Below are 20,788 nucleotides of genomic sequence, written 5' to 3' on the forward strand. Positions count from 1 at the left end.
CGGAAGAGCTTAAGCGGTGATCGGAAGCGACGGCGCACCGGGTAGCTGCGCGTCTACCGAGACATGATCGAGGGCGATCGCGATCGCGCCCCGGGTCTCGGCCCACTCGCCGAACGACGCTCCGACGATCTCGGGGAGGCCGTCGGCGGAGGGGAGCGCGGTGCGCTCGAGCGAATGCCGCATCGGCGCCATCAGGATCTCGCCGGCCTGACCCAGCTCACCGCCCACGACGATGATCTCGGGGTCGAAGAGGTTGCAGAGACTCGCGGCGGCGATGCCGATGTGCCGCCCGGCATCCGCGATCACCCGGCGGGCCGCGCCGTCGCCCAGCTCGGCGGCGTGCAGCAGGTCGCCGAGGCGGTGCATGCCCTCGCTCGGCGGGAACAGCGACAGCAGCGCGGGGCCGCCGGCGTAGGTCTCGAGGCACCCGCGGTTGCTGCAGCGGCAGATCGGTCCGTTCTCGTCGAGCGTCACGTGCCCGATCTGGCCCGCCTTGCCGTTGACGCCGCGGAACAGGTCGCCGCCCACGACGAGCCCCGCGCTGATCGTGTGGCCGACGCGGATGAACACCGACGAGGCCGCGGCGCGGCCGTTGCCCTCGCGGGCCTCGGCGAGGCCGCCGAGGTTCGCCTCGCTGTCGACGTGGACCGGCCGCCCGATGCGCAGCGACAGGCTCTCGGCGACGTCGACGTTCTCCCAGCCGCGCAGCAGGCCGGGCGTGGACACCATTCCGGTGCGCGGGTCGATCGGAGCGGGCAGGGCGAGCCCCACACCCAGGAGGTCCGAGAGCGATCCGCCGAGGGACTCCATCATGTCGCCCAGCAGCAGTGCGAGCCGGTCGAGCTCGGAATCGTGGCGGTGGTCGAGGGGGAGGGGGAGCGACGACTGCGTCACGATCGTGCGCGCGGTGTCGGCGATCGCGATGTGCAGGTGCCGCGAGCTGTAGTGCACACCCGCGACGAGGCCCAGCCGCCGGGCGAGCGAGACCAGGGTCGCGCGGCGGCCGCTGCTGGTCGTGAAGGAGGTGTGCAGGAGCCCCGAAGCGGTCAGCTCCTTGACGATGTTCGAGACGGTGGCCGGCGACAGTCCGGTGCTGCCGGCCAGCTCGATCTGCGTGAGACGGCCGTGCCGCTTCAGCGACTCGATGACACGCGCGCGGTTGGCCTCGCGCAGCGAGGTCTGAGAGCCGGGCGGGGCGTTGCGGCGTGCCACAGGTCACACTGTACCCGACGGCCGATTTCCCAGGTCGGCTCCGGGATCGAGGCGGATCGGCGCTCGGCCGGGCGGCGGACGCAATAGCATCGGTACGCCATGCACACCGTCGTCGACGCCCTCCGCGCAGCCCTTCCCCCGAACGCCGTCGCCACCGACCTCGACACGCTGGAACGACTGAGCCACGACGACGCCGAGTGGGCGGACTACGGCCTGCCCGCCGCCGTGGTGTTCGCATCGTCGGTCGACGACGTCGTGGCGGCCGTCCGGATCGCGGCGGCTCACGGCGTGCCGGTGGTTCCGCGCGGAGCGGGCACGGGGCTGTCGGGGGGCGCGAACGCGACGAACGGATGCCTCGTCCTGTCGCTGGAGCGCATGACGAGGATCATCGAGGTCGACGCCGCCGAGCGGTACGCCGTCGCCGAGGCGGGCGTGCTCAACGACGACCTGCGCCGCCACGTGGCGGGCCACGGGCTGTGGTACCCGCCCGACCCCGCGAGCCAGGCGATCTCGACGCTCGGCGGGAACGTGGCGACGAACGCCGGCGGGATCTGCTGCGTCAAGTACGGCGTGACGCGCGACTACGTGATCGGCCTGACCGTCGTGCTGGCCGACGGCAGCGTCGCCGAGCTCGGGCGCACGACCGCCAAGGGCGTCACCGGCTACGACCTCACCGGGCTGTTCGTCGGCTCCGAGGGCACCCTCGGCATCGTGGTCGACGTCACGGTGAAGCTGCGGCCGCTCGCCGGCCGCGAGGAGCGTGCGGTCGTGGGGTACTTCCGGACGCTGACGGATGCCGGCCGCGCCGTCGCCGCCGTCAGCCGGGCCGGCATCGTCCCTTCGGCGCTGGAGCTCATCGACCGCACCTGCCTGCACGCCGTCGCGCAGTGGCAGGGCTGGGATCTGCCCGAGGAGACCACCGCGCTGCTGCTGGCGAAGGTCGACGAACCGGGCGCGCGCGGAGACGAGCTCGCGGCGGCCATCGAGGGAATCTTCCGCGAGGCGGGCGGCAGTCGCGTGGAGCGGGCCGCGGAGCCCGACGAGGTGGAGCGGCTGTTCGCGGCCCGGCGCCTGGCGTACCCCGCACTGGAGCGGCTCGGCCCGGTCCTGACGGAGGACGTCTGCGTGCCCCGCGGCGCCGTGCCGGAGATGCTCTCGCGCATCGAGGCCGCCGCGGCCGACGCGGGCGTCGTGATCGCCAACATCGCCCACGCCGGCGACGGCAATCTGCATCCGCTCATCATCGCCCCCGAGGGCGACGACGATGCCAAGGCCCGCGCGAAGTCGGCGTTCGACCGCATCGTCGACGACTGCCGGGCGCTCGGCGGCACCGTCACCGGCGAGCACGGAGTCGGACTGCTCAAGCTCCCTGGCGCCGCCGCGGAGCTGAGCCCGACGGTGCTGCGCCTGCACCAGGTGATCAAGGACGCTCTCGACCCGGCCGGCATCCTCAACCCCGGCAAAGCCTTCCCGAACGGAGCCTGACATGCCTTCGATCCGCGCCGATGACGGCGTCCGGCTGGAGTACACCGACCACGGCGACCCGGCCGGCAGGCCGGTCGTGCTGCTGGCGGGCTTCAAGGCCGCCGCCACCAGCTGGCTCTATCAGGTGCCCGCGCTCGAACGCGCCGGATACCGGGTGCTCACGGTCGACCTGCGCGGGCACGGTGGCAGCGAGCGACCGGCGTCGGGCGTCGACCTTGCTCGTCGCGGTCAGGACGTGCGCGACTTCCTCGACGCGCTCGACCTCCGCGGTGCCGTGCTGGTCGGCGGATCCATGGGCGCGAGCACGATCTGGTCGTACCTGTCGCAGGAAGGTTCGGACCGGGTGGCCGCCGTCGTGTCGGTGGACCAGACGCCGAAGATGATGAACACGCCGGACTGGCCGCACGGCTTCTACGGGTACGCGCCCGACAACGCCGACACCTACTTCGCCGACGGCATCCCCGACACCGGGCGGGGCACGCCGATGCTGCGCCGCGGCCGGCGGCTCATCCGGCTCCTGCGCGCGATGAAGGGCGCCGAGCGCAAGCTCACCCCGGGCGAGCTGTCGCTGCTCAACGACCACGCGCGGGCGGACTGGCGCGCGGCGATCGCCGGCACCGACGTGCCGGTGCTCTTCGTCGCCGGCGCCGAGAGCGAGTTCTGGCCGAGCTCCCACGCAGCAGCCGCCGCAGCGCTGGCGCCGCGGGGAGAGTCCGCCATGATCGCCCGCGACGGCCACGCGGCGAACATCGAGCAGCCTCAGGCCTTCAACGCGGGCCTGCTCGCCTTCCTCGCGCGCACAGCTCCCGCCGGACGCGCGAAAGAGTAGATCTCTCGGTTCCTCCGTCGGCCGCGGCGGACGTCAGCGGCGGTCGGCGGCGAGGCGGATCAGCACGATGTTGCCGGACTCGTCCACCTCGGCCACGCCGGGGTGCGCCTTGACGAACTCCGAGAAGCTCTTGTGGCCCAGCGCCTTCTCGCTGAACGACGGGTCGAGCCGCTTGATGAGGCTCTTCACGGCGGACGCGTGCTGCCACTCCACGCCCTCCTTGTCGCTCTCCAGGCGCAGCGCTCTCTCCAGGAGCGACTCCACGGGATCCACCGCGGCCTTCTTCGCGCGCCGCCCGCCCGCCGATGACCGCGGGGCGGCGGCATCCTTCCGTCCCGCCGGCGGAGCGGCGACGCCGGGGAGCGCGTCGTACGAGTCGAACTGGTCGCACGCGGCGGCGAGTGACTTCGCGGTGGAGCCGGCGACCCCCACGCCTACGACGAAGCGGCCCAGGCGCCGGCACCGCTGCGCGAGCGGAACATAGTCCGAGTCGCCCGCGACGATGACGACGTGCGTCAGGTCGGGCAGCCGGAACATGTCTTCCACGGCGTCGACGGCGAGACGGATGTCGGCACCGTTCTTCGCGTAGGCGGCGGCCGGGAAGAGCTGGACGAGGTCGACCGCGCGCGCCACGAGCTGCGAGCGGTACTCCGCGTTCACCGGGGCGGACCAGTCGGCGTAGGCGCGGGTGAGCACGAGCGTGCCGAACGACGTGGCGTAGTCGATGATCGCGCCCACGTCGATCGTCGCGGCGGCCAGGCGCTCGGCGATCTCGGGGTCGGAGGCATCCGTGGCGATCTTCTGCCGGTCGCGGGAGTACGAGTTCTTGCCGTGGACGCGGTCGTACCACGACATGACGATGTTGTCGAAGTCGAGGTACACCGCGACGCGGGGACTCAGCAGGTCGGGCATGTCATTCCTCCCCGGGATAGCGGACGCCCACAAGGGATCGGATCTCGTCGAGCGCAGCCATGATCGCGACGGTCTCGTCGATCGGCAGGACGTCGGAGTCGGTGCGGCCCTCGGCCAGCAGCCGTTCGGCGGCCAGCGCCTGGTACTGCATGCCGCGCCCCTCGATCTCTGAGCGGTACTCCTCCCGCACGGCGCCGTCCGGGCCGACCAGGCGGAACGAGGTCGCCGAGTACCAGACGCGGTCGATGTCGATGCGGGCATCGGTGCCGATGATCGTCGCAGTGTTGGGACCCGCGCCCCGCGACGCGGACAGCGAGGTCGACAGCGCGCCGGACGCGTGCGTCATGATCGTCGCGACCTCCGTGTCGGAGCCGGCATCGCCGATGCGCGCAGCGGCCGCGATCGAGAGGGGTTCGCCGAGGATGTCCCAGGCGAACGACACCGGGTAGATGCCGAGGTCGAGCAGCGCGCCGCCGCCCAGGTCCAGGTCGTTGATGCGGTGCGCGGGATCGGACGGGAGGCTCTGCGTGTGGTCGGCGGTGACGGCGCGGATCTCGCCGAGCGCCCCCGAGGCGACGAGCTCGCGGATGCGGACCATGTGGGGCAGGTACCGCGTCCACATCGCCTCCATCGCCAGCAGTCCGCGCTCCGCGGCGGCGTCGCGCACCATGGCCGCCTCGGCGGCGTTGAGGGTGAACGCCTTCTCGACCAGCACGTGCTTGCCGGCCTCGAGAGCGAGCAGGGCGTTGCCGGCGTGCATCGGGTGCGGCGTCGCGATGTAGACGATGTCGACCTCGGGATCGGCGACCAGCTCCTCGTACGAGCCGTGCGCGCGCGGAATGCCGAAGTCGGCCGCGAACGCCTCCGCGGTCTCGCGGCGCCGCGAACCGACGGCGGCGACGTCGAGCCCGGCGGTGCGCAGGTCACTGGTGAACGCCCGGGCGATGCCGCCCGGTCCGAGGATCCCCCAGCGGGGGGACGAAGGGGAGGTCATGACGTCGAGGCTAGCGGCGCCGGCGCGCCCTGCGCCGGAGGACTAGCGGGCGAGGCTCTCCGCGAGCTCGGCGCGGGTCTCGGCCACAGGGATCTGATCCAGCGCCCGCGCGAGGTCGTCAACGATGTCGCGCGGGTCCTCCAGGCCGATCGACAGGCGGATCGTCGTCGGTCCGATGTGCGCCTCGGCGAGCTGGGTGGGCGACATGTGGCTGTGGGTCATCGAGGCGGGGTGCGCGACGAGGCTGCGGGCGTCGCCGATGTTCGCGACGAGCCGCACCACCTGCAGGCGGGCGATGAAGTCCTCCACGAGCCGGAAGTCGGCCTCGGGGTCGCCGGTCGTGGGGAGGTCGAACGAGAAGACCGAGCTCGCTCCCTCGGGGAGGTAGGTCTGCGCGAGCCCGTGCCAGGGGCTCGAGCCGAGGCCGGGGTGGTGCACGCGGCCGACGGCGGGGTGGGTGTCGAGGAACCGGGCGACCGCGAGCGCGCTGGCCGTGTGGCGCTGCATGCGCAGGTCGAGCGTCTCGAGTCCCTGCAGCAGCTGGAAGGCGTTGAACGCCGACAGCGACGGGCCGAGGTCGTGCACGTACTTGGTCTTGACCAGGGCGATGTAGGGCGACCCGGTCTGGCCGAAACGCTCGACCAGGCTACCGTCGGGCACGCGCGGATAGGTCTGCGTGAGCTGCGGCCAGCGCTCCGGCTCGGCCGTGAAGTCGAACGTTCCCAAATCGACGACGACGCCGCCGAGCGAGGTGCCGTGCCCGCCGAGGAACTTGGTCGCCGAGTGCACGACGATGTCGGCGCCGAAGTCCTTCGCGCGCTGGAGGTAGGGCGTCGCGACCGTGTTGTCGATCACGAGCGGTACGCCGGCGCGCTGCGCCACCGCTGCGACGGCGCCGAGGTCGAGCACCTGCGCGATCGGGTTCGAGATCGACTCGGCGAAGAGGGCTCTGGTCGTGGGGCGCACGGCGGCCTGCCACGCGTCGAGGTCGTCCTGGTCGACGAAGGTGACCTCGATGCCCCAGTCCGCGAACGTGTCCTGAAGCAGGTCGACGGTGCCGCCGTACAGCTGCCGGGCGGCGACGATGTGCTCGCCCTGCTTCGCCAGCGCCAGCAGGGCCACCGCGACGGCCGCCTGCCCGGAGGCGACGCCGGCCGCGGCGATGCCGCCCTCGAGCTCGGCCACGCGGCGCTCGAACACGAGCACCGTCGGGTTGGCGGCACGGCTGTAGATGTTGCCGTCGCGGCGGAGGGCGAACAGCTCGCGGGCCTCGGTGAGGGAGCGGAACTCGAACCCGTTCGACTGGTGGATCGACGGGATCGCGGTGTTCTCGGCGATGCCGGAGTCGAACCCGGCCTGCACCTGCGCCGTCGCGAACGAGCGAGGGGCGGCAGGACGAGTGTTCTCAGGCATGCTGACCATTGTCGATCCGCACCGCCGGCACCCGCGTCTCGTGTGTCGAACTGTTGCATCGGCCGCCCCGCGGCGCCCGCGGGGCGGTAGTCGCGCGAGCGGCCAGAATGGACCCGTGGCGCAGCTCATCACCCCCGAAGAACTCCACCGGATCCTCGATGACGGCCCGGTCCGCGTGCTGGACGTGCGGTACCGGCTCGACCGGCCCGACGGCAGCGCCGAGCACCACGAGGGTCACATCCCTAGCGCGGTGTACGTCGACCTCGAGACCGAGCTCTCGCGCCACGGGCGACCCGATGAGGGGCGGCATCCGCTTCCCTCGACTGAGAAACTCCGGGCCGCGGCGAGCCGTTGGGGGCTGAACGACGGCGACACCGTGGTCGTCTACGACGACGACCGGTCGCTCGGCGCCGCGCGCGCGTGGTGGCTGCTCACCCGCTCCGGCGTGGGGGACGTGCGGATCCTCGACGGCGGCCTGGGCGCCTGGATCGCCGCCGGCCTGCCGCTCGAGAGCGGTCCGGTACAGCCCCAGCCCGGCACGGTGACGCTGCAGGCTCTCAGCGAGCCCGTGCTCTCGATCGACGACGCGGCCGAACTGCCGGGCACCGGCGTGCTCGTGGACGTGCGCGCGGCGGAGCGCTACCGCGGCGAGACGGAGCCGATCGATCCGATCGCCGGGCACATCCCGGGAGCGGCGAACCTCCCCACCGGTGCCTACATGGATGGCGAGCGGTTCCGGGATGCCGAGGTTCTCCGTGCGCTGTTCGCCTCGGTCGGCATCGTGCCGGGCGTACCCGCGGCGGCCTACTGCGGTTCCGGCGTCACGGCCTCCCAGGCGGTGTTCGCCGCCGAGCGTGCGGGCCTCGCCCTGCGTCTGTACCCGGGGTCGTGGAGCCAGTGGTCCAACACCCCCGGACGGCCCGTCGCCACCGGCGGCAGTCCGGCCGAGATCACCGGCGTCGTCTGAGAGCCGTCAGGGGACGAGCGTGATCTTGCCGTCGACGCCCGCCTCCACGGCGCGGTGCGCCTCGGCGGCATCGGCGAGGGCGAAGGTCGGCCCGAGCTCGACCGAGAAGCGTCCGGCGATCATCAGGGCGATCGCCACGGGCATCGCCTCGGCGCGCCAGGTCAGCTGCTGAACTGTGAGCGGCTGGGGCGAGCCGCCGGAGAAGGCCCGGATGCCGAGGCCCGCGGCATCCCGTCCGCGCACCAGCGTCGCGATGCGGTGCCGGTCGGGCACGAGCTCGAGCGAGGTCTCGAGCGCCTCGTCGGTGCCGGCGGCATCGATCGCGACGGTGACGCCCTGCGGCGCGGCCTCACGGACGTGGTCGGCCAGGCCCTCGCCGTATGCCACCGGGATCGCGCCGAGCTCGCGGACGCGCTCGGCGCGGCGGTCGGAGGTCGTCGCGACGACGTCGGCGCCCCACAGGACCGCGAACTGGATGACCGCCTGACCGACCGCGCCCGACCCGCCGTGCAGGAGCAGCGTGTCGCCGGCTCCGACGCCGAGCGAGCGCAGCGCCTGGTAGGCGGTGCTGACCGGGATGCCCAGCGCCGCGCCTTCGGCGGCGCTCACCCGCGCCGGCCGCGCGTAGACGTGGCGCGCCGGCACGACGATGTCGGTGGCGTAGGCGCCGGACACCCCGGTGAAGGCCACCGAATCGCCGACCCGGAATCCGTCGACGTCGGCGCCGACGGCCGTGACCACTCCGGCGCCGTCGGCCCCGACGCGTCGGGGCTCGGTGATCTCTCCCGAGGGCCGCTTGCCCGACCGCAGCTTCGCGTCGATCGGGTTGACGCCGGCGGCGGCCACCCGGATGGCGATCTCGTCAGCGCTGGGCGTGCGCTCCGGCAGCGGGATCTCGTGCAGAACGTCGGGCCCGCCGAACTCGGTGTAGGCGATCGCGGTGGTCATGGCGTGGTGGCTCCCGACTTCGAGGCGGTCCGGCGCGGGCGGGTGTCCCGTGCCCTAGTCGCGTATGGCTTTCTGGATCCGCTGCAGCGATACCGGCTCGGCCGTGCCGAGCGACTGCGCGAACAGGCTCACACGGTACTCCTCGAGGAGCCACCGGGCGTGGATGAGCGTCACGGGCGCGTCTTCGGGCGGCGGGATGATGCCGCCGGCCTCGGCGAACAGCGTCGCGGCGCGCTCGAACTCGGTCATACGCTGGCGGTCCCGGCCGGGGTTGTCGGAGAGCGTTCGCACGCGATCGAGTGCACCCCGCAGGTACCGCGGCAGGTGCGCGAGGCGGGCGGTGCCGGTGCGTGAGGCGAAACCGGGGAACACCAGCCCGGCGAGCTGTCCCTTGACGTCACCCAGCGCTCCGAGCAGCGTGAGCGAGTTCGCGTCGCGCATCGCCCGCTCGACCTCCCGCGCCGCGGTGAGGATGCGCGCGACCAGCGACACGGTCTGGAACAGTTCGTCCACCACGCTCGCCGACAGGGCGTCGCGGACCGCCTCGAAGCCGGCGCGCGTGCGCACCACGCCGTCGGGAGCGGTGCATGCGATGACGGCATCCGCCACCGCCACGCGGCAGTCCTCGATGAGCGCCTTCGCGGACGGATACGGGGATGCCGCGAGCGCGAGCTTCTCTGCCGACGTCAGGTGCTCGAGCACATAGGTCGCGGGGGAGGGGACCGAGAGCAGCACCAGACGCCGCACCCCGGCTCGGGTGGCCCGGGCCGCCGCCTCGGGCGTCGTCTCGATCCGCAGCGCCACGGACGCGCCCTCGTCGACGATCGCGGGGTAGCCCCGGACGACGCCGCCCGCGACCTTCGTGTCGACGACGTCGGGCAGGTCGCCGAACGTCCAGTCCGTCAGCCCGGTGCGCTCGGCGAAGGCCGACTCACCGCCCACTGCCGCAGCGCCGGTCGCCGGGACGCGCGGCGCCGGGCCGTCCGGAGTCCGCGGCCCGCGGCCCGCGCCCGGGGCCGGAGCGCTCAGCGAGCGCGAGACCGAGGCCCGTGCCCGGTCGGCGAGGCGCGCCTGCAGCGCGGCGAGATCCCGATCGGAGCCCACCGTGCGCCCGCGCTCGTCGACCGCGCGGAACGACACCTGCAGGTGCCCGGGCACGCGCTCCATCTCGAAGTCGGCGCGGCTCACCGGCTGGCTCGCGACCCGCTGGATGCGTGCGGCGAGGGCGTCGCGCAGCGGAGTGAGCGGCAGGCCGTCGTGCGATTCCGGTCCCTGGCCGGACAGCTCGGCGGCGAACGTGGCGGCCCAGTCGGCCGCCGGCACGACGTGGCGGCGGATCGCCTTCGGCAGCGACCGCAGCAGGGCGGTGATGAGCTCGTCGCGCATGCCCGGCACCTGCCAGTCGAAGCCGTCGGGGCGCAGCTGGGCGAGGAGCGCCAGCGGTACGACGGCCGTCACGCCGTCGTCGGCGGCGCCGGGCTCGAAGCGGTACGCGAGCGAGAGCACCTGGTCGCCCTGCGTCCAGCGGGCGGGGAAGTCGCGCTCGTCGCCGCGGGAGGCCTCGTCGACGAGGTCCGCCTCGGTCATGTCGAGCAGGCGCGGCGTGCGGGTCGAGGCATCCTTCCACCACGCCTCGAAGGAGCGAGCGTCGAACACGTCCCGTGGGATGCGCGCGTCGTAGAACCGGTACACGGCCTCGTCGCCGACGAGGATGTCGCGGCGGCGTTCGCGCTCCTCGATCTTCTCGAGGCGCCGCCGGAGCTCGAGGTTGCGCCGCTCGAACGCCGTCAGCCGCTTGTCGAGGTGGGATGAGTCCCACTCGCCCTCGACGAGGGCGTGCCGCACGAACAGCTCGCGCGCAAACGGACGGTCGAACCGGGCGAGCTGGACCCGTCGCTTCGGCACGATCTCGAGTCCGAAGAGGGTGACCTTCTCGTAGGCGGATGCCGCGCCCGACGCCTTCGACCAGTGCGGCTCGCTCAGCGACCGCTTGGCGAGGTCGCCCGCCAGCGGCTCGGCCCACGCCGGATCGATGGCCGCGACGGTGCGCGCGAAGAGCCGGCTCGTCTCGACGATCTCGGCGGCCATCACGGCGGTCGGCCGCTTCTTGCGAAGCCCCGACCCCGGGAAGATCGCGAAGCGCGTGCCGCGCGAGCCGAGGTACTCGGCACCGCGCCGCTGGTCGGTGCGCTCCGAGCGGTCGGAGCCGCCGCGGCCACGCGTCGCGGCCCCCGTGGTGCGCTCGTCGAGCATGCCCAAGTGCGAGAGCAGGCCCGAGAGGATCGCCTTGTGGATCTCGTCGGGGTCGGCGACGCCCGCGCCGCCGGTGCCCGGTCCGGCGCCGCCCGAGCCCCCGCCGCCGTTGCCCGAACCTCGGCCGTTCGCCGAGCGCGTCGAGGCGCGCGGCGCGTTCACGAGCGCGCTCAGCTGCCGGTGGACGTCGGCCCATTCGCGCACACGCACATAGTTGAGGTGCTCGGCGCGACACAGGCGGCGGAAGGCGCTGGAGCCCAGTTCCGCCTGCTTCTCCTGCAGGTGGTTCCAGAGGTTGAGGAGGCTGAGGAAGTCGCTCGTCGGGTCGGTGAACCGCGCGTGCAGGCGGTCCGCCTCGTCGCGGCGGTCCTCGGGGCGCTCCCGGACATCCTGGATCGACATGCCCGCGACGATCGCGAGCACGTCGCGCAGCACGCCGCCGCGGCGCGCCTCGAGGAGCATGCGCGCGAAGCGTGGATCGATCGGCAGCCGCGAGATCTCGCGGCCGAGGTCCGTCAGCGTCGGGTGGTCGCCGCCGGTCTCCGGCCCCGACCGCCCGCGTGCCGGGCGCACCGCGCCGAGCTCGATCAGCAGGTCGAGTGCGGCCTTGACGCCGCGCGAATCCGGCGGGGTGAGGAACGGGAACGACGAGATGTCGCCGAAGCCCAGGGACAGCATCTGCAGGATCACCGAGGCGAGGCTCGTTCGCAGGATCTCGGGTTCGGTGAACTCCGGGCGGGCGTCGAAGTCGTCTTCGGCGTAGAGCCGGATCGCGATGCCGTCGCTCGTGCGGCCGGCGCGGCCCGAGCGCTGCTGCGCCGACGCCTGTGACACCGGCTCGATCGGCAGCCGCTGCACCTTGCTGCGGTTGCTGTAGCGCGAGATGCGCGCGGTTCCGGTGTCGACGACGTACCGGATGCCGGGCACGGTGAGGCTCGTCTCCGCCACGTTGGTCGCGAGGATGACGCGGCGACGGATGCCGGCGACCTGGGACCGCTCGAACACGCGATGCTGCTCGGCCGCCGACAGCCGGCCGTAGAGGGGCAGCACCTCCGTGGGCGCGGCATCCTTCGCATACATTCCGCGGACCGCGTCAGCGGCGTCGCGGATCTCGGCCTCGCCGGGCAGGAACACCAGCACGTCGCCCGCGGTCTCGCGGTCGAGCTCTCGCAGAGCCGCGGTGATGCCGTCGACGTCATCGGACTCGTCCTCGCCTTTGGCGGGGCGCGCGGGCGGGCGGTAGCGGATCTCGACCGGATACGTACGCCCCGACACCTCGATGATCGGTGCGGGCGTGCCGTCGGCCTGCGCGAAGTGCTTGGCGAAGCTCTCGGGATCGATCGTCGCGCTGGTGATGACGACCTTGAGGTCGGGGCGCTTGGGGAGGATCCGATGCAGATAGCCGAGGAGGAAGTCGACGTTGAGGGAGCGTTCGTGCGCCTCGTCGACGATGATCGTGTCGTAGCGGCGGAGCAGCCGGTCGCGGTGGATCTCGTTGAGCAGGATGCCGTCGGTCATGAGCGCGATCCGCGTCTGGTCCGACACCTTGTCGGTGAAGCGCACCTTGTAGCCGACGGTCGAGCCCAGCGGCACCTGGAGCTCTTCGGCGATCCGCTCCGCGATCGTGCGGGCGGCGATCCGGCGCGGCTGCGTGTGCGCGATGCGCGTGCGCCCGAGCTCCAGCGCGATCTTCGGCAGCTGGGTGGTCTTGCCCGACCCGGTGGCGCCGGCGACGATCACCACCTGGTGATCGCGCACGGCGCGCGCGATCTCGTCGCGCGCGGCACTGACGGGGAGCTCCGGCGGATACGCGATCACGGGTTCGGGCGCGGACATAGCCTTCGATCGTATCCCGCCCGGCGGGGCGGGCGAGCCGCCGCCACCGATTTCACGGACCGCAAACCCTATTGACGCGCAGAGTAGTTTGCAGTACAAAGTGAGCATGATCGTTCAGGTGCAGGACCCCGCACCGCCGGCCGGCGGACGACGTCGGGATCGTCGCGCGCTCGCGTGGGGCCTGGGACTCCCGCTGGGGCGCGTGCTGCTGGTGGCGCTCGTATGCGGCGTCGCCTGGCTCGCACTGGTCGCCGGCACGGGATGGTCCCCGTTCCCGCCGCCGCCACTCGTCTCGGCGGTGGCGATGCTGCCGGTGAACGTCGTGTGCCTCATCGTGGTCCTGCGGCGCATCCGCGCGACCGGGCGTCGTGGGGCCGACCTCATCGGGTACCGGCGCGGGCACCTGGGCCGCGACATCCTGTGGGGACTGCTGTGGCTCGTCGTGCTGTACGTGCCGTTCGCGGTCACGATCATGCTCGTGATGTGGGCCCTGCACGGCGATGGGATGTACACCGCCTTCCAGACCGTCTTCTTCGATCCTGAGGCGGTGCCCGATCTCTCGCCGGGTGTCGCCGCGGTGCTCGCGACCGTCGCGGTGCTCACGTTCGCGCCGCTGAACGCGCCGACCGAGGAGCTCGTCTATCGCGGCTCGGCGCAAGACGATCTGTCGAGCCGGATGCCCGTTCCCGCCGCCATCCTCGTGTCGGCGGCGCTCTTCGGCCTGCAGCACGTCTGGTACGCCCCGACCACCGACGCGGTCGTCGTCTACGCCTGCGCGTTCTTCGTGTGGGGCATCGGCTCCGGCATCATCGCGTGGCGCCAGCGCCGCCTGCTCCCGCTCATCGTCGCGCATGGCCTGGTCAACCTCTTCACCACCTTGCCGGCGCTCGTCGTGCCCTTCCTGCTCGCGAACGGATCCTCATGAACACTCCCGCCGACCTGCCACCGGACGACGAAGAACCCCGCGACGCTGCCGCGATGCTCGACCTCGTGCGTGCGCAGCAGGAGCGCGTGACCCGGCAGCTCGCAGCCGAGGTGCCGCTCATCCTCGCCGCGTGGGGTGTCGCCTGGCTCGTGGGGTTCGGGCTGCTGTGGATGATCGACGGCGCGAAGCCCGCGTTCGCCGTCCCGCTCCCGGTGGCCGTCGTGGTGTTCATCGTGCTGATGGCCGGGGCGCTCGTGGCGACCGCCCTGTTCGGCATCCGCAGCGGTCGCGGCATCCGCTCATCCGCGGAAGCGGCCTTCACCGGCGCCGTGTACGGCTGGTCGTGGACGATCTCTTTCATCGCGCTGTTCGTGTTCGGCACGGCGCTCATCCGCAACGGCATGCCGCCGGACCTCGCGAACATCTACTACCCGACGGCGTCCTCGCTGATCGTCGGTCTTCTGTACTTCGTCGGCGGCGGTATCTGGCGAGCGAAGCCGCTCTTGTGGCTCGGCGGCTGGTTCATCGTGGTGGCGCTGGTGGCGCCCTTCTTCGGCTACCCGACCAACTACCTCGTGTTCGCCCTCGCGGGCGGGGGCGTCTTCCTCGCCGGGGGCGTCGCCGGGTGGCTGTGGGTGCGCCGATGACGGAGCTCGACCCCGTCATCCACGCCGCGGCGAGGCTGCGGATCACGGCGACGCTCGCGACGCTGGATCCCGGCGACAGCATCGCGTTCCCGCGGCTGCAGGAGCTGCTCGACATGACCGCCGGCAACCTGTCGACGCACGTCCGCAAGCTCGAGGACGCGGGCTACGTCGGCGTGGAGAAGACCCATCGCGGGCGCACGCCCGTCACCTACCTCGCGCTGACCAAGCAGGGCCGCCGCGCGTTCGAGGACTACACCGAGGCCCTGCGCTCCGTGTTGGGAGAACTGCCATGAATCTCGCGCGCTTCGACCACGTCACCCGCCGGTACGGCGACGTCGTGGCCGTGGACGACGTGTCGCTCGACCTGGAACCCGGCGTGCTGGTCGGGCTCCTCGGCCCCAACGGGGCCGGGAAGACGACGCTGCTCGCCCTGCTGCAGGGGCTGCGACGCCCCACGTCCGGCGTGGTCACGCTGTTCGGGGGCGATCCCCGCGACGCGGTGAGCCGGCAGCGGCTCGGCGGCACCCCTCAGGAGACCGCGCTGCCCGATACCCTGCGGGTGCGCGAGGTGATCGACTACGTCGGCGGGCACTTCGCCGCCCGTGTGCCGACCGCGCAGCTCGCCACCGAGTTCGGCATCGAAGACCTCCTGCGCCGCCAGTGCGGGTCGCTGTCCGGCGGGCAGAAGCGGCGTCTGGCCGTCGCGCTGGCCTTCGTGGGGCGGCCTGCGCTCGTGCTTCTCGACGAGCCGACCACCGGTCTCGACGTCGACGGGCGGCGCGCCCTGTGGGAGGCGATCCGCCGTCAGCATCGAGCCGGTGCCACCGTGGTCGTCACGAGCCACTACCTGGAGGAGATCGAGGCGCTCGCCGAGCGCGTCGTCGTGGTCGACAGCGGGCACGTGATCGCCGACGACTCGGTCGAGCGGATCCTCGCGAGGGTCGGCGTCAGCCAGGTGCGGCTGCGCACGACCGATCCCGCCGCGCTCGCTGCGCTGCCCGGCATCGCGCATCACGAGCGCGCCGACGACCGCGAGATCCTCACCGTCTCCGATGCCGACGCTTTCATCCGCGAGCTCGTCCGCAGCGATCTCGACTTCCGCGACCTCACGGTGCGCGGCGCCTCCCTCGAGGAGGCCTTCCTGGCTCTCACCGCGCCCCGGCACTCCGACGCCGCACTCGCTCTGAAGGAGGCATCATGACCGCCGCAGCCACGGCTCCCGCGCGCGGTGCGCGCGGCACGGCCGAACCGTCCGTCGCCCGGCTGACGCTCCTCCACGCGCGCTTCGGGCTCATCGAGACCTTCCGTGTGCCCATCGCGGTGATCGGCACGCTGGTCTTCCCGGCCCTCGCGCTGCTCTTCTTCGTCGTGCCGCAGCGGGTGGTCGCCGACGACCCGGCGTATGCCACGCAGGCCGTGATCTCGCTGTCGGTGTTCGCGGTCATGTCGAACGCGCTGTTCTCGTTCGGTCTGAACACCGCCGAGAACCGCGAGAAGCCGTGGGACCCGTACCTGCGCACGCTGCCGGCGCCGGGGATCGCGCGGGTGCTGGCCCAGATCCTGTCCACGGGGCTGCTCGGCCTCGCCGCGATCGTGCCCGTGGTCATCGTCGGCGGACTGTTCACCGCTGCGGAAGCGCCGGCCTGGCGCGTGCTCGCCGGGATCGTCGCGCTCGCCGTCTCGGCTGTGCCGTTCATGCTCATCGGCACGGCGATCGGCTACGCGATGCCGTTCAAGGCGGCCATCGCCGTCATCCAGATCGTGATGTTCGGGCTCGCCTTCATCGGCGGCCTGTTCCTCCCGCCCGTGCTGTTCGCCGACTGGCTCGACGCGATCTCCACGTTCACGCCGTCGCGGCAAGCACGCGAGTTCGTCATCTGGGCCGTACAGGGCGGGTCACTGGAGTGGTGGGTCTGGACCGGCATCCTGGTGTGGACCGCGGTGTCGCTCGTGGCCGCGCTGCTGCTGTTCCGCCGCGACGAGGGAAGACGCTACCGCTGAGCCGGCCGCGCCGCGTGCCGCGCGCCTAGGCTGGGAGCATGACAGTCCCCAGCGTGACCCTCAACGACGGCAACTCGATTCCTCAGCTCGGCTACGGCGTCTTCAAGGTGCCGCCGGCCGACACCGAGCGAGCCGTCGCCGAGGCCCTCGAGGTCGGCTACCGCCACATCGACACGGCGGCGATCTACGGCAACGAGGAGGGCGTGGGTGCGGCGATCGCCGCCAGCGGCATCGCCCGCGACGACCTGTTCATCACGACCAAGCTCTGGAACGACCGCCACCACGACGAGGAGCCGCAGGCGGCGATCCGCGAGAGCCTCGACAAGCTCGGCCTCGAGAAGGTCGACCTGTACCTCGTGCACTGGCCCACTCCGGCCAAGGACGACTACGTGCACGCGTGGGAGAAGATGGTCGAGCTCCGCGCGGCAGGCCTCACGCGCAGCATCGGCGTCTCGAACCACCTCGTGCCCCACCTCGAGCGCATCGTCGAGGCCACCGGCGTGGTGCCCGCCGTCAACCAGATCGAGCTGCACCCGGCCTACCAGCAGCGCGAGATCACCGACTGGGCTGCGGCGAACGACGTGAAGATCGAGTCGTGGGGTCCGCTCGGCCAGGGCAAGTACGACCTGTTCGACGCAGAGCCTGTCGCCTCGGCCGCCGCCGCGCACGGCAAGACCCCCGCGCAGGCGGTGCTCCGCTGGCACCTGCAGAAGGGCTTCATCGTCTTCCCGAAGTCGGTGCGCCGCGAGCGCCTCGAGGAGAACCTCGACGTCTTCGACTTCGAGCTCACCGCCGACGAGATCGCCGCGATCGACGCGATGGACCCGGGCGACGGCTCAGGCCGCGTCAGCGCGCACCCCGACGAGGTGAACTGACGCCCCGGCGCCGAGGGGAGCGGATGCCATGAACTCCCGCCTCGCGGAAGCCACGAGCCCGTACCTGAGAGCCCACGCGGGCAATCCGGTCGCGTGGTTCCCGTGGGGTGAGGAGGCGTTCGCCGAGGCGCGCCGGCGCGACGTGCCGGTGATGGTGTCGATCGGGTACTCGACGTGCCACTGGTGCCACGTGATGGCCCGGGAGTCCTTCGAGGATCCTGCCACCGCGGCCGAGCTCGACGCCGGGTTCGTGTCGATCAAGGTCGACCGCGAGGAGCACCCCGACGTGGATGCGGCGTACATGGCCGCCGCCTCGGCGTTCAGCCGGAGTCTCGGCTGGCCGCTGACGGTGTTCGCGACGCCCGAGGGCCGGCCGTTCTACGCCGGCACCTACTTCCCGCCGCAGCCGCGCGGCGGCATGCCCTCGTTCCGTCAGGTGCTCGCCGCGGTCCGCGAGGCGTGGACCGATCGCCGCGACCAGATCGATGAGACAGCGGATGCCGTCGCCGGCGCGCTCGCCGACGTGCGGGCGGCCGCGCCCGGGGGCGCGTCGCCGGCCCCGTCGGCCGATGATCTCGCGTCGGCCGCCGAGGCGCTGGCCGCGCGCGAGGACCCGCGCCACGGCGGCTTCGGCGACCCCGCCGCAGCCGCGCCGAAGTTCCCGGTGGCCACGGCGCTGCGGTTCCTGCAGACACGGGTCGTGCGTGAGGCGGCGCCCGAAGCCTCCGCCGTCGCAGACCGCGCGCTCACCGCGATGTCGCAGTCGCCGCTGCGCGACCCGGTCGAGGGCGGGTTCTTCCGTTACGCGACCCTTCCGGACTGGACCGTGCCGCACTACGAGCGCATGCTGATCGACAACGCCCAGCTGCTCGACGTCGCGATGGACGCGGCATCGGCTCGTCACGACGTCGCCCGCGGCATCGCCGGGTTCCTGATCGACGTGCTCCAGCAGCCGGCGGGCGGATTCGGCGCCGCGCAGGACTCGGAGTCGTGGATCGACGGCGCGCGCAGCGAAGGCGGCTACTACGCGCGCGACGCCCGAGCGCGCGAAGGGCTGGAACCGCCCGCCGTGGACGGCAAGGTGGTCAGCGGCTGGAACGGTCTCGCTATCCGCGCCCTCTCGCGAGCGGGAACGGCGCTGGGAGAGCAGGCATGGATCGAAGCGGCGCGGTGGGCCGCCGACGCAGTGCTTCAGACCAACGTCGCCGCTGACGGCCGACTGCTGCGGGCGTCGCTGGACGAGATCCCGTCGCGCGCCCACGCGACGCTCGCCGACCACGGCCAGCTCGCGGCCGGCCTCGTGGCTCTTGCGGCCGCCGGCGGCGAGCCCGCGTACGCACAGCGAGCGCGCGCCCTGGTCGACGCGTGCCTCGCCGCCGACGGTCAGGTCGTCGTGCCCGGCGGGGGAGACCCCGTCCTGTCGCAGCAGGGCATCGCGGCGCCGGATGCCGCCTCAGACGGCGACGAGCCCTCGGGCATCGCCTCGCTCGCCGAGGCGGCCACCGCGCTGTGGCTGCTGGGCGCCGGCGAGGACTACCGCGCGCTGGCCGAACGCCTGGTCGCCTCTCACGGTCCGGCCGCGGTCGCGCAGCCGCTCGCCTACGGGGCGCTGCTGCGCGTCGCGGCGACGCTCGCCGTCGCGCCGCGGCAGGTGATCGTCGTGACCGACGACCCCGGCGCCGAGGTCGCGACCGTGGCCCGCGGCATCCGTGCCGACGTGGTCAGCGTCGTCTCGCCGGCTCAGGCGAGGGCCTTCGCCGAGGCGGGGTTCGCACTCTTCGCCGACAAGGCGCAGCGCGACGGCCTGCCGACCGCCTACGACTGTCGCGACTTCGCCTGCCGGCTGCCCGTCACCGACCCTGCCGGCCTCGCGCCGTGAGGCCTCACACCCAGCTGCGAAGCCACATGTGCGCGTGCCAGAAGTCGTACGGCACGTTCATCGCCGAGACGACCGGGTACCAGAACGCCGACAGCGCGAGCGCCACGCCGAGGAAGACCAGCACCAGCCGCTCACCCGTGAGCCGGCGGTACGTGTCGGCCGACGCCGGCCCCGCGATGTCCTTCAGCGCGAAGGTCAGCGCCAGCAGCATGAACGGCAGCATCAGCACCGTGTAGAACTGGAACACGGTGCGCTCGGGCAGGAACAGCCACGGCACGTACGTGACCGCGATGCCGGTGAGCACGAGGGCGTGGCGCCAGTCGCGGGTGATCACGAAGCGGTACGCGAGGTAGAGCACCGCCGCCACGCCGGCGTACCAGACGAGCGGGTTGGGCATCGTCGCGATGACCTCGGAGCATCCGTTGCTCGAGGCGCAGCCGTTCACGCCGAAGGCGTCGTGGTGGTAGTAGACGCTCGTGGGACGGATGAGCAGCGGCCACTGCCACGCCGGACTCGCGTACGCGTGGCCCGAGGTGATGCCCGCCGTCGAGTTGTACATCGCGACGTGGTACAGCCACAGGCTCTCGAGCGGATTGCTCCCGGCGTGGCGGTCGTATCCGCCGTCGGTCACCAGCCACCCGGTCCACGATGCGAGGTACACGCCGAGCGCGACCGGTACGAGCAGCACGAACGTGGCGAGGCCCTGACGCACGGCATCTGTCGGCCAGAAGACCACGCCCGCACGGCGCCGTGCGAGGGCGTCGGTGACCACGAAGTAGATCCCGAGCCCTGCCAGCACCCAGGCGCCCGACCACTTCACGGCGCTCGCCGCGCCCAGCGCGGCGCCGGCCGCCACGATCCAGGGACGGTTCCACAGCACCGGTCCCCACGACGGCGGAGCCTCGCCGTCGTGGCGGGCGGCCACCGACTGGGCGAGCCGGATCATCGTGCGCTCCCGATCGCGCAGCACGAAGAGGAAGGCGAGCAGCACGAAGAAGGTCAGCGACGTGTCCAGCAGCGCGACGCGGCTCATCGAGATCGCGAGCCCATCGACGGCCATGAGGAGTCCGGCGACGACGGCGAACGTCGTCGATCGGGTGAGCCGCTTCGCGATGAGCATGAGCACCAGCACGCAGGCGATGCCGAGAAGGGCCGTCGTGATGCGCCAGCCCCAGCCCGAGCCGGGACCGAGCACCATCATGCCGAGCGCGATGATCCACTTGCCCAGCGGCGGGTGGACCACGAACGCCGGGTTCGTGGTGAACACGTTCGGGTCGCCCGACAGGAGGCTCTCGTTGCCGTCGGGCGGCCAGGATGCCTCGTAGCCGAGATTGAGCAGGGTCCAGGCGTCCTTGACGTAGTACGTCTCGTCGAACTGGTTCATCAGGTCGTGCGCGGCGGCGAGGTTCCACAGGCGCAGGACGGCGGCGACGACCAGGACGACCGCGGGCCCCAGCCACGCGTAGAGCCGCCGTGCCCGGGCGTCTTCGCTCACCCGACGCGAGAAGCGGTCGTAGAGGCTCGGTCGTGCCGGGGGGAGGAGGGGCGCGGCGGGCGGGTCGGCACTGTGCTGATCGACAGCGGGCCGGGGGGCGTCCGTCACGCCGCCAAG

The 20,788-nt window shown here is 72.4% G+C and carries 17 protein-coding genes; 10 read left to right on the plus strand and 7 right to left on the minus strand.

Annotated features, from left to right (window positions below; translation table 11 throughout):
- Positions 1 to 9: 9 nt before the first annotated feature.
- Positions 10 to 1,212 carry an ROK family transcriptional regulator gene (locus tag IM767_RS12995; protein ID WP_194398885.1) on the minus strand — a complete coding sequence of 401 codons (1,203 nt, stop codon included), beginning with the start codon at positions 1,210 to 1,212 and terminating at the stop codon, positions 10 to 12.
- A gap of 99 nt (positions 1,213 to 1,311) precedes the next feature.
- Between IM767_RS12995 and IM767_RS13000 the strand changes: the two genes are divergently transcribed.
- Complete coding sequence (locus IM767_RS13000) at positions 1,312 to 2,697, plus strand: FAD-binding oxidoreductase (RefSeq protein ID WP_109210814.1); 1,386 nt, start codon at positions 1,312 to 1,314, stop codon at positions 2,695 to 2,697.
- A gap of 1 nt (position 2,698) precedes the next feature.
- Positions 2,699 to 3,526 (plus strand): alpha/beta fold hydrolase, encoded by an 828-nt coding sequence (locus tag IM767_RS13005; protein ID WP_109210815.1) that lies wholly within the window; start codon positions 2,699 to 2,701, stop codon positions 3,524 to 3,526.
- Between the two features lie 33 nt (positions 3,527 to 3,559).
- Here IM767_RS13005 and IM767_RS13010 read toward each other — a convergent pair whose 3' ends face one another.
- The 3 genes from IM767_RS13010 to IM767_RS13020 are packed head-to-tail and all read right to left on the minus strand — an operon-like array spanning position 3,560 to position 6,845.
- Positions 3,560 to 4,438 (minus strand): NYN domain-containing protein, encoded by an 879-nt coding sequence (locus IM767_RS13010; RefSeq protein ID WP_109210816.1) that lies wholly within the window; start codon positions 4,436 to 4,438, stop codon positions 3,560 to 3,562.
- Between the two features lies 1 nt (position 4,439).
- On the minus strand, positions 4,440 to 5,432 hold the full coding sequence (locus IM767_RS13015; protein WP_109210817.1) for a Gfo/Idh/MocA family protein: 993 nt from the start codon (positions 5,430 to 5,432) through the stop codon (positions 4,440 to 4,442).
- 42 nt (positions 5,433 to 5,474) lie between these two features.
- On the minus strand, positions 5,475 to 6,845 hold the full coding sequence (locus tag IM767_RS13020) for an O-acetylhomoserine aminocarboxypropyltransferase/cysteine synthase family protein (protein WP_239453349.1): 1,371 nt from the start codon (positions 6,843 to 6,845) through the stop codon (positions 5,475 to 5,477).
- A gap of 115 nt (positions 6,846 to 6,960) precedes the next feature.
- On the opposite strand from IM767_RS13020, the gene IM767_RS13025 reads away from it, so the two are divergent.
- A complete protein-coding gene (locus IM767_RS13025) occupies positions 6,961 to 7,812 on the plus strand; it encodes a sulfurtransferase (RefSeq protein WP_194398886.1) in 852 nt (283 codons plus the stop codon).
- Between the two features lie 6 nt (positions 7,813 to 7,818).
- Here IM767_RS13025 and IM767_RS13030 read toward each other — a convergent pair whose 3' ends face one another.
- Both IM767_RS13030 and hrpA read right to left on the minus strand, forming a co-directional pair.
- Positions 7,819 to 8,760: a quinone oxidoreductase family protein gene (locus IM767_RS13030; protein ID WP_109210819.1), complete on the minus strand. Its 942-nt coding sequence runs from the start codon at positions 8,758 to 8,760 to the stop codon at positions 7,819 to 7,821.
- Positions 8,761 to 8,814: 54 nt separating this feature from the next.
- Positions 8,815 to 12,849: an ATP-dependent RNA helicase HrpA gene (hrpA, locus tag IM767_RS13035; protein ID WP_109210820.1), complete on the minus strand. Its 4,035-nt coding sequence runs from the start codon at positions 12,847 to 12,849 to the stop codon at positions 8,815 to 8,817.
- A gap of 106 nt (positions 12,850 to 12,955) precedes the next feature.
- Between hrpA and IM767_RS13040 the strand changes: the two genes are divergently transcribed.
- Genes IM767_RS13040 through IM767_RS13070 form a run of 7 tightly spaced genes read left to right on the plus strand, consistent with a single transcriptional unit; the run spans position 12,956 to position 19,176 of the window.
- On the plus strand, positions 12,956 to 13,774 hold the full coding sequence (locus tag IM767_RS13040) for a CPBP family intramembrane glutamic endopeptidase (RefSeq protein ID WP_109210821.1): 819 nt from the start codon (positions 12,956 to 12,958) through the stop codon (positions 13,772 to 13,774).
- Entirely contained in the window at positions 13,771 to 14,421 is a 651-nt protein-coding gene (locus IM767_RS13045) for a hypothetical protein (RefSeq protein WP_109210822.1), read from the plus strand. Before IM767_RS13040 ends, IM767_RS13045 begins: the two co-directional genes overlap by 4 nt.
- The gene (locus IM767_RS13050) at positions 14,418 to 14,714 is read left to right on the plus strand and encodes a transcriptional regulator (RefSeq protein WP_109210823.1); all 297 of its coding nucleotides are present in this window, start codon (positions 14,418 to 14,420) and stop codon (positions 14,712 to 14,714) included. Before IM767_RS13045 ends, IM767_RS13050 begins: the two co-directional genes overlap by 4 nt.
- Complete coding sequence (locus IM767_RS13055; RefSeq protein ID WP_109210824.1) at positions 14,711 to 15,622, plus strand: ABC transporter ATP-binding protein; 912 nt, start codon at positions 14,711 to 14,713, stop codon at positions 15,620 to 15,622. Before IM767_RS13050 ends, IM767_RS13055 begins: the two co-directional genes overlap by 4 nt.
- A complete protein-coding gene (locus IM767_RS13060) occupies positions 15,619 to 16,422 on the plus strand; it encodes an ABC transporter permease (protein ID WP_109210825.1) in 804 nt (267 codons plus the stop codon). Before IM767_RS13055 ends, IM767_RS13060 begins: the two co-directional genes overlap by 4 nt.
- A 38-nt stretch (positions 16,423 to 16,460) precedes the next feature.
- The gene (locus IM767_RS13065) at positions 16,461 to 17,297 is read left to right on the plus strand and encodes an aldo/keto reductase (protein WP_109210826.1); all 837 of its coding nucleotides are present in this window, start codon (positions 16,461 to 16,463) and stop codon (positions 17,295 to 17,297) included.
- 28 nt (positions 17,298 to 17,325) lie between these two features.
- Positions 17,326 to 19,176 (plus strand): thioredoxin domain-containing protein, encoded by a 1,851-nt coding sequence (locus IM767_RS13070; RefSeq protein WP_109210827.1) that lies wholly within the window; start codon positions 17,326 to 17,328, stop codon positions 19,174 to 19,176.
- A 4-nt stretch (positions 19,177 to 19,180) separates the two neighbouring features.
- Here the strand turns inward: IM767_RS13070 and IM767_RS13075 are convergent, their stop codons facing one another.
- Positions 19,181 to 20,779 (minus strand): dolichyl-phosphate-mannose--protein mannosyltransferase, encoded by a 1,599-nt coding sequence (locus IM767_RS13075; protein WP_109210828.1) that lies wholly within the window; start codon positions 20,777 to 20,779, stop codon positions 19,181 to 19,183.
- Positions 20,780 to 20,788: the final 9 nt, after the last annotated feature.

Origin of the sequence: Microbacterium ureisolvens (genome assembly GCF_015278315.1) — a bacterium.
GTDB classification, from domain to species: domain Bacteria; phylum Actinomycetota; class Actinomycetes; order Actinomycetales; family Microbacteriaceae; genus Microbacterium; species Microbacterium ureisolvens.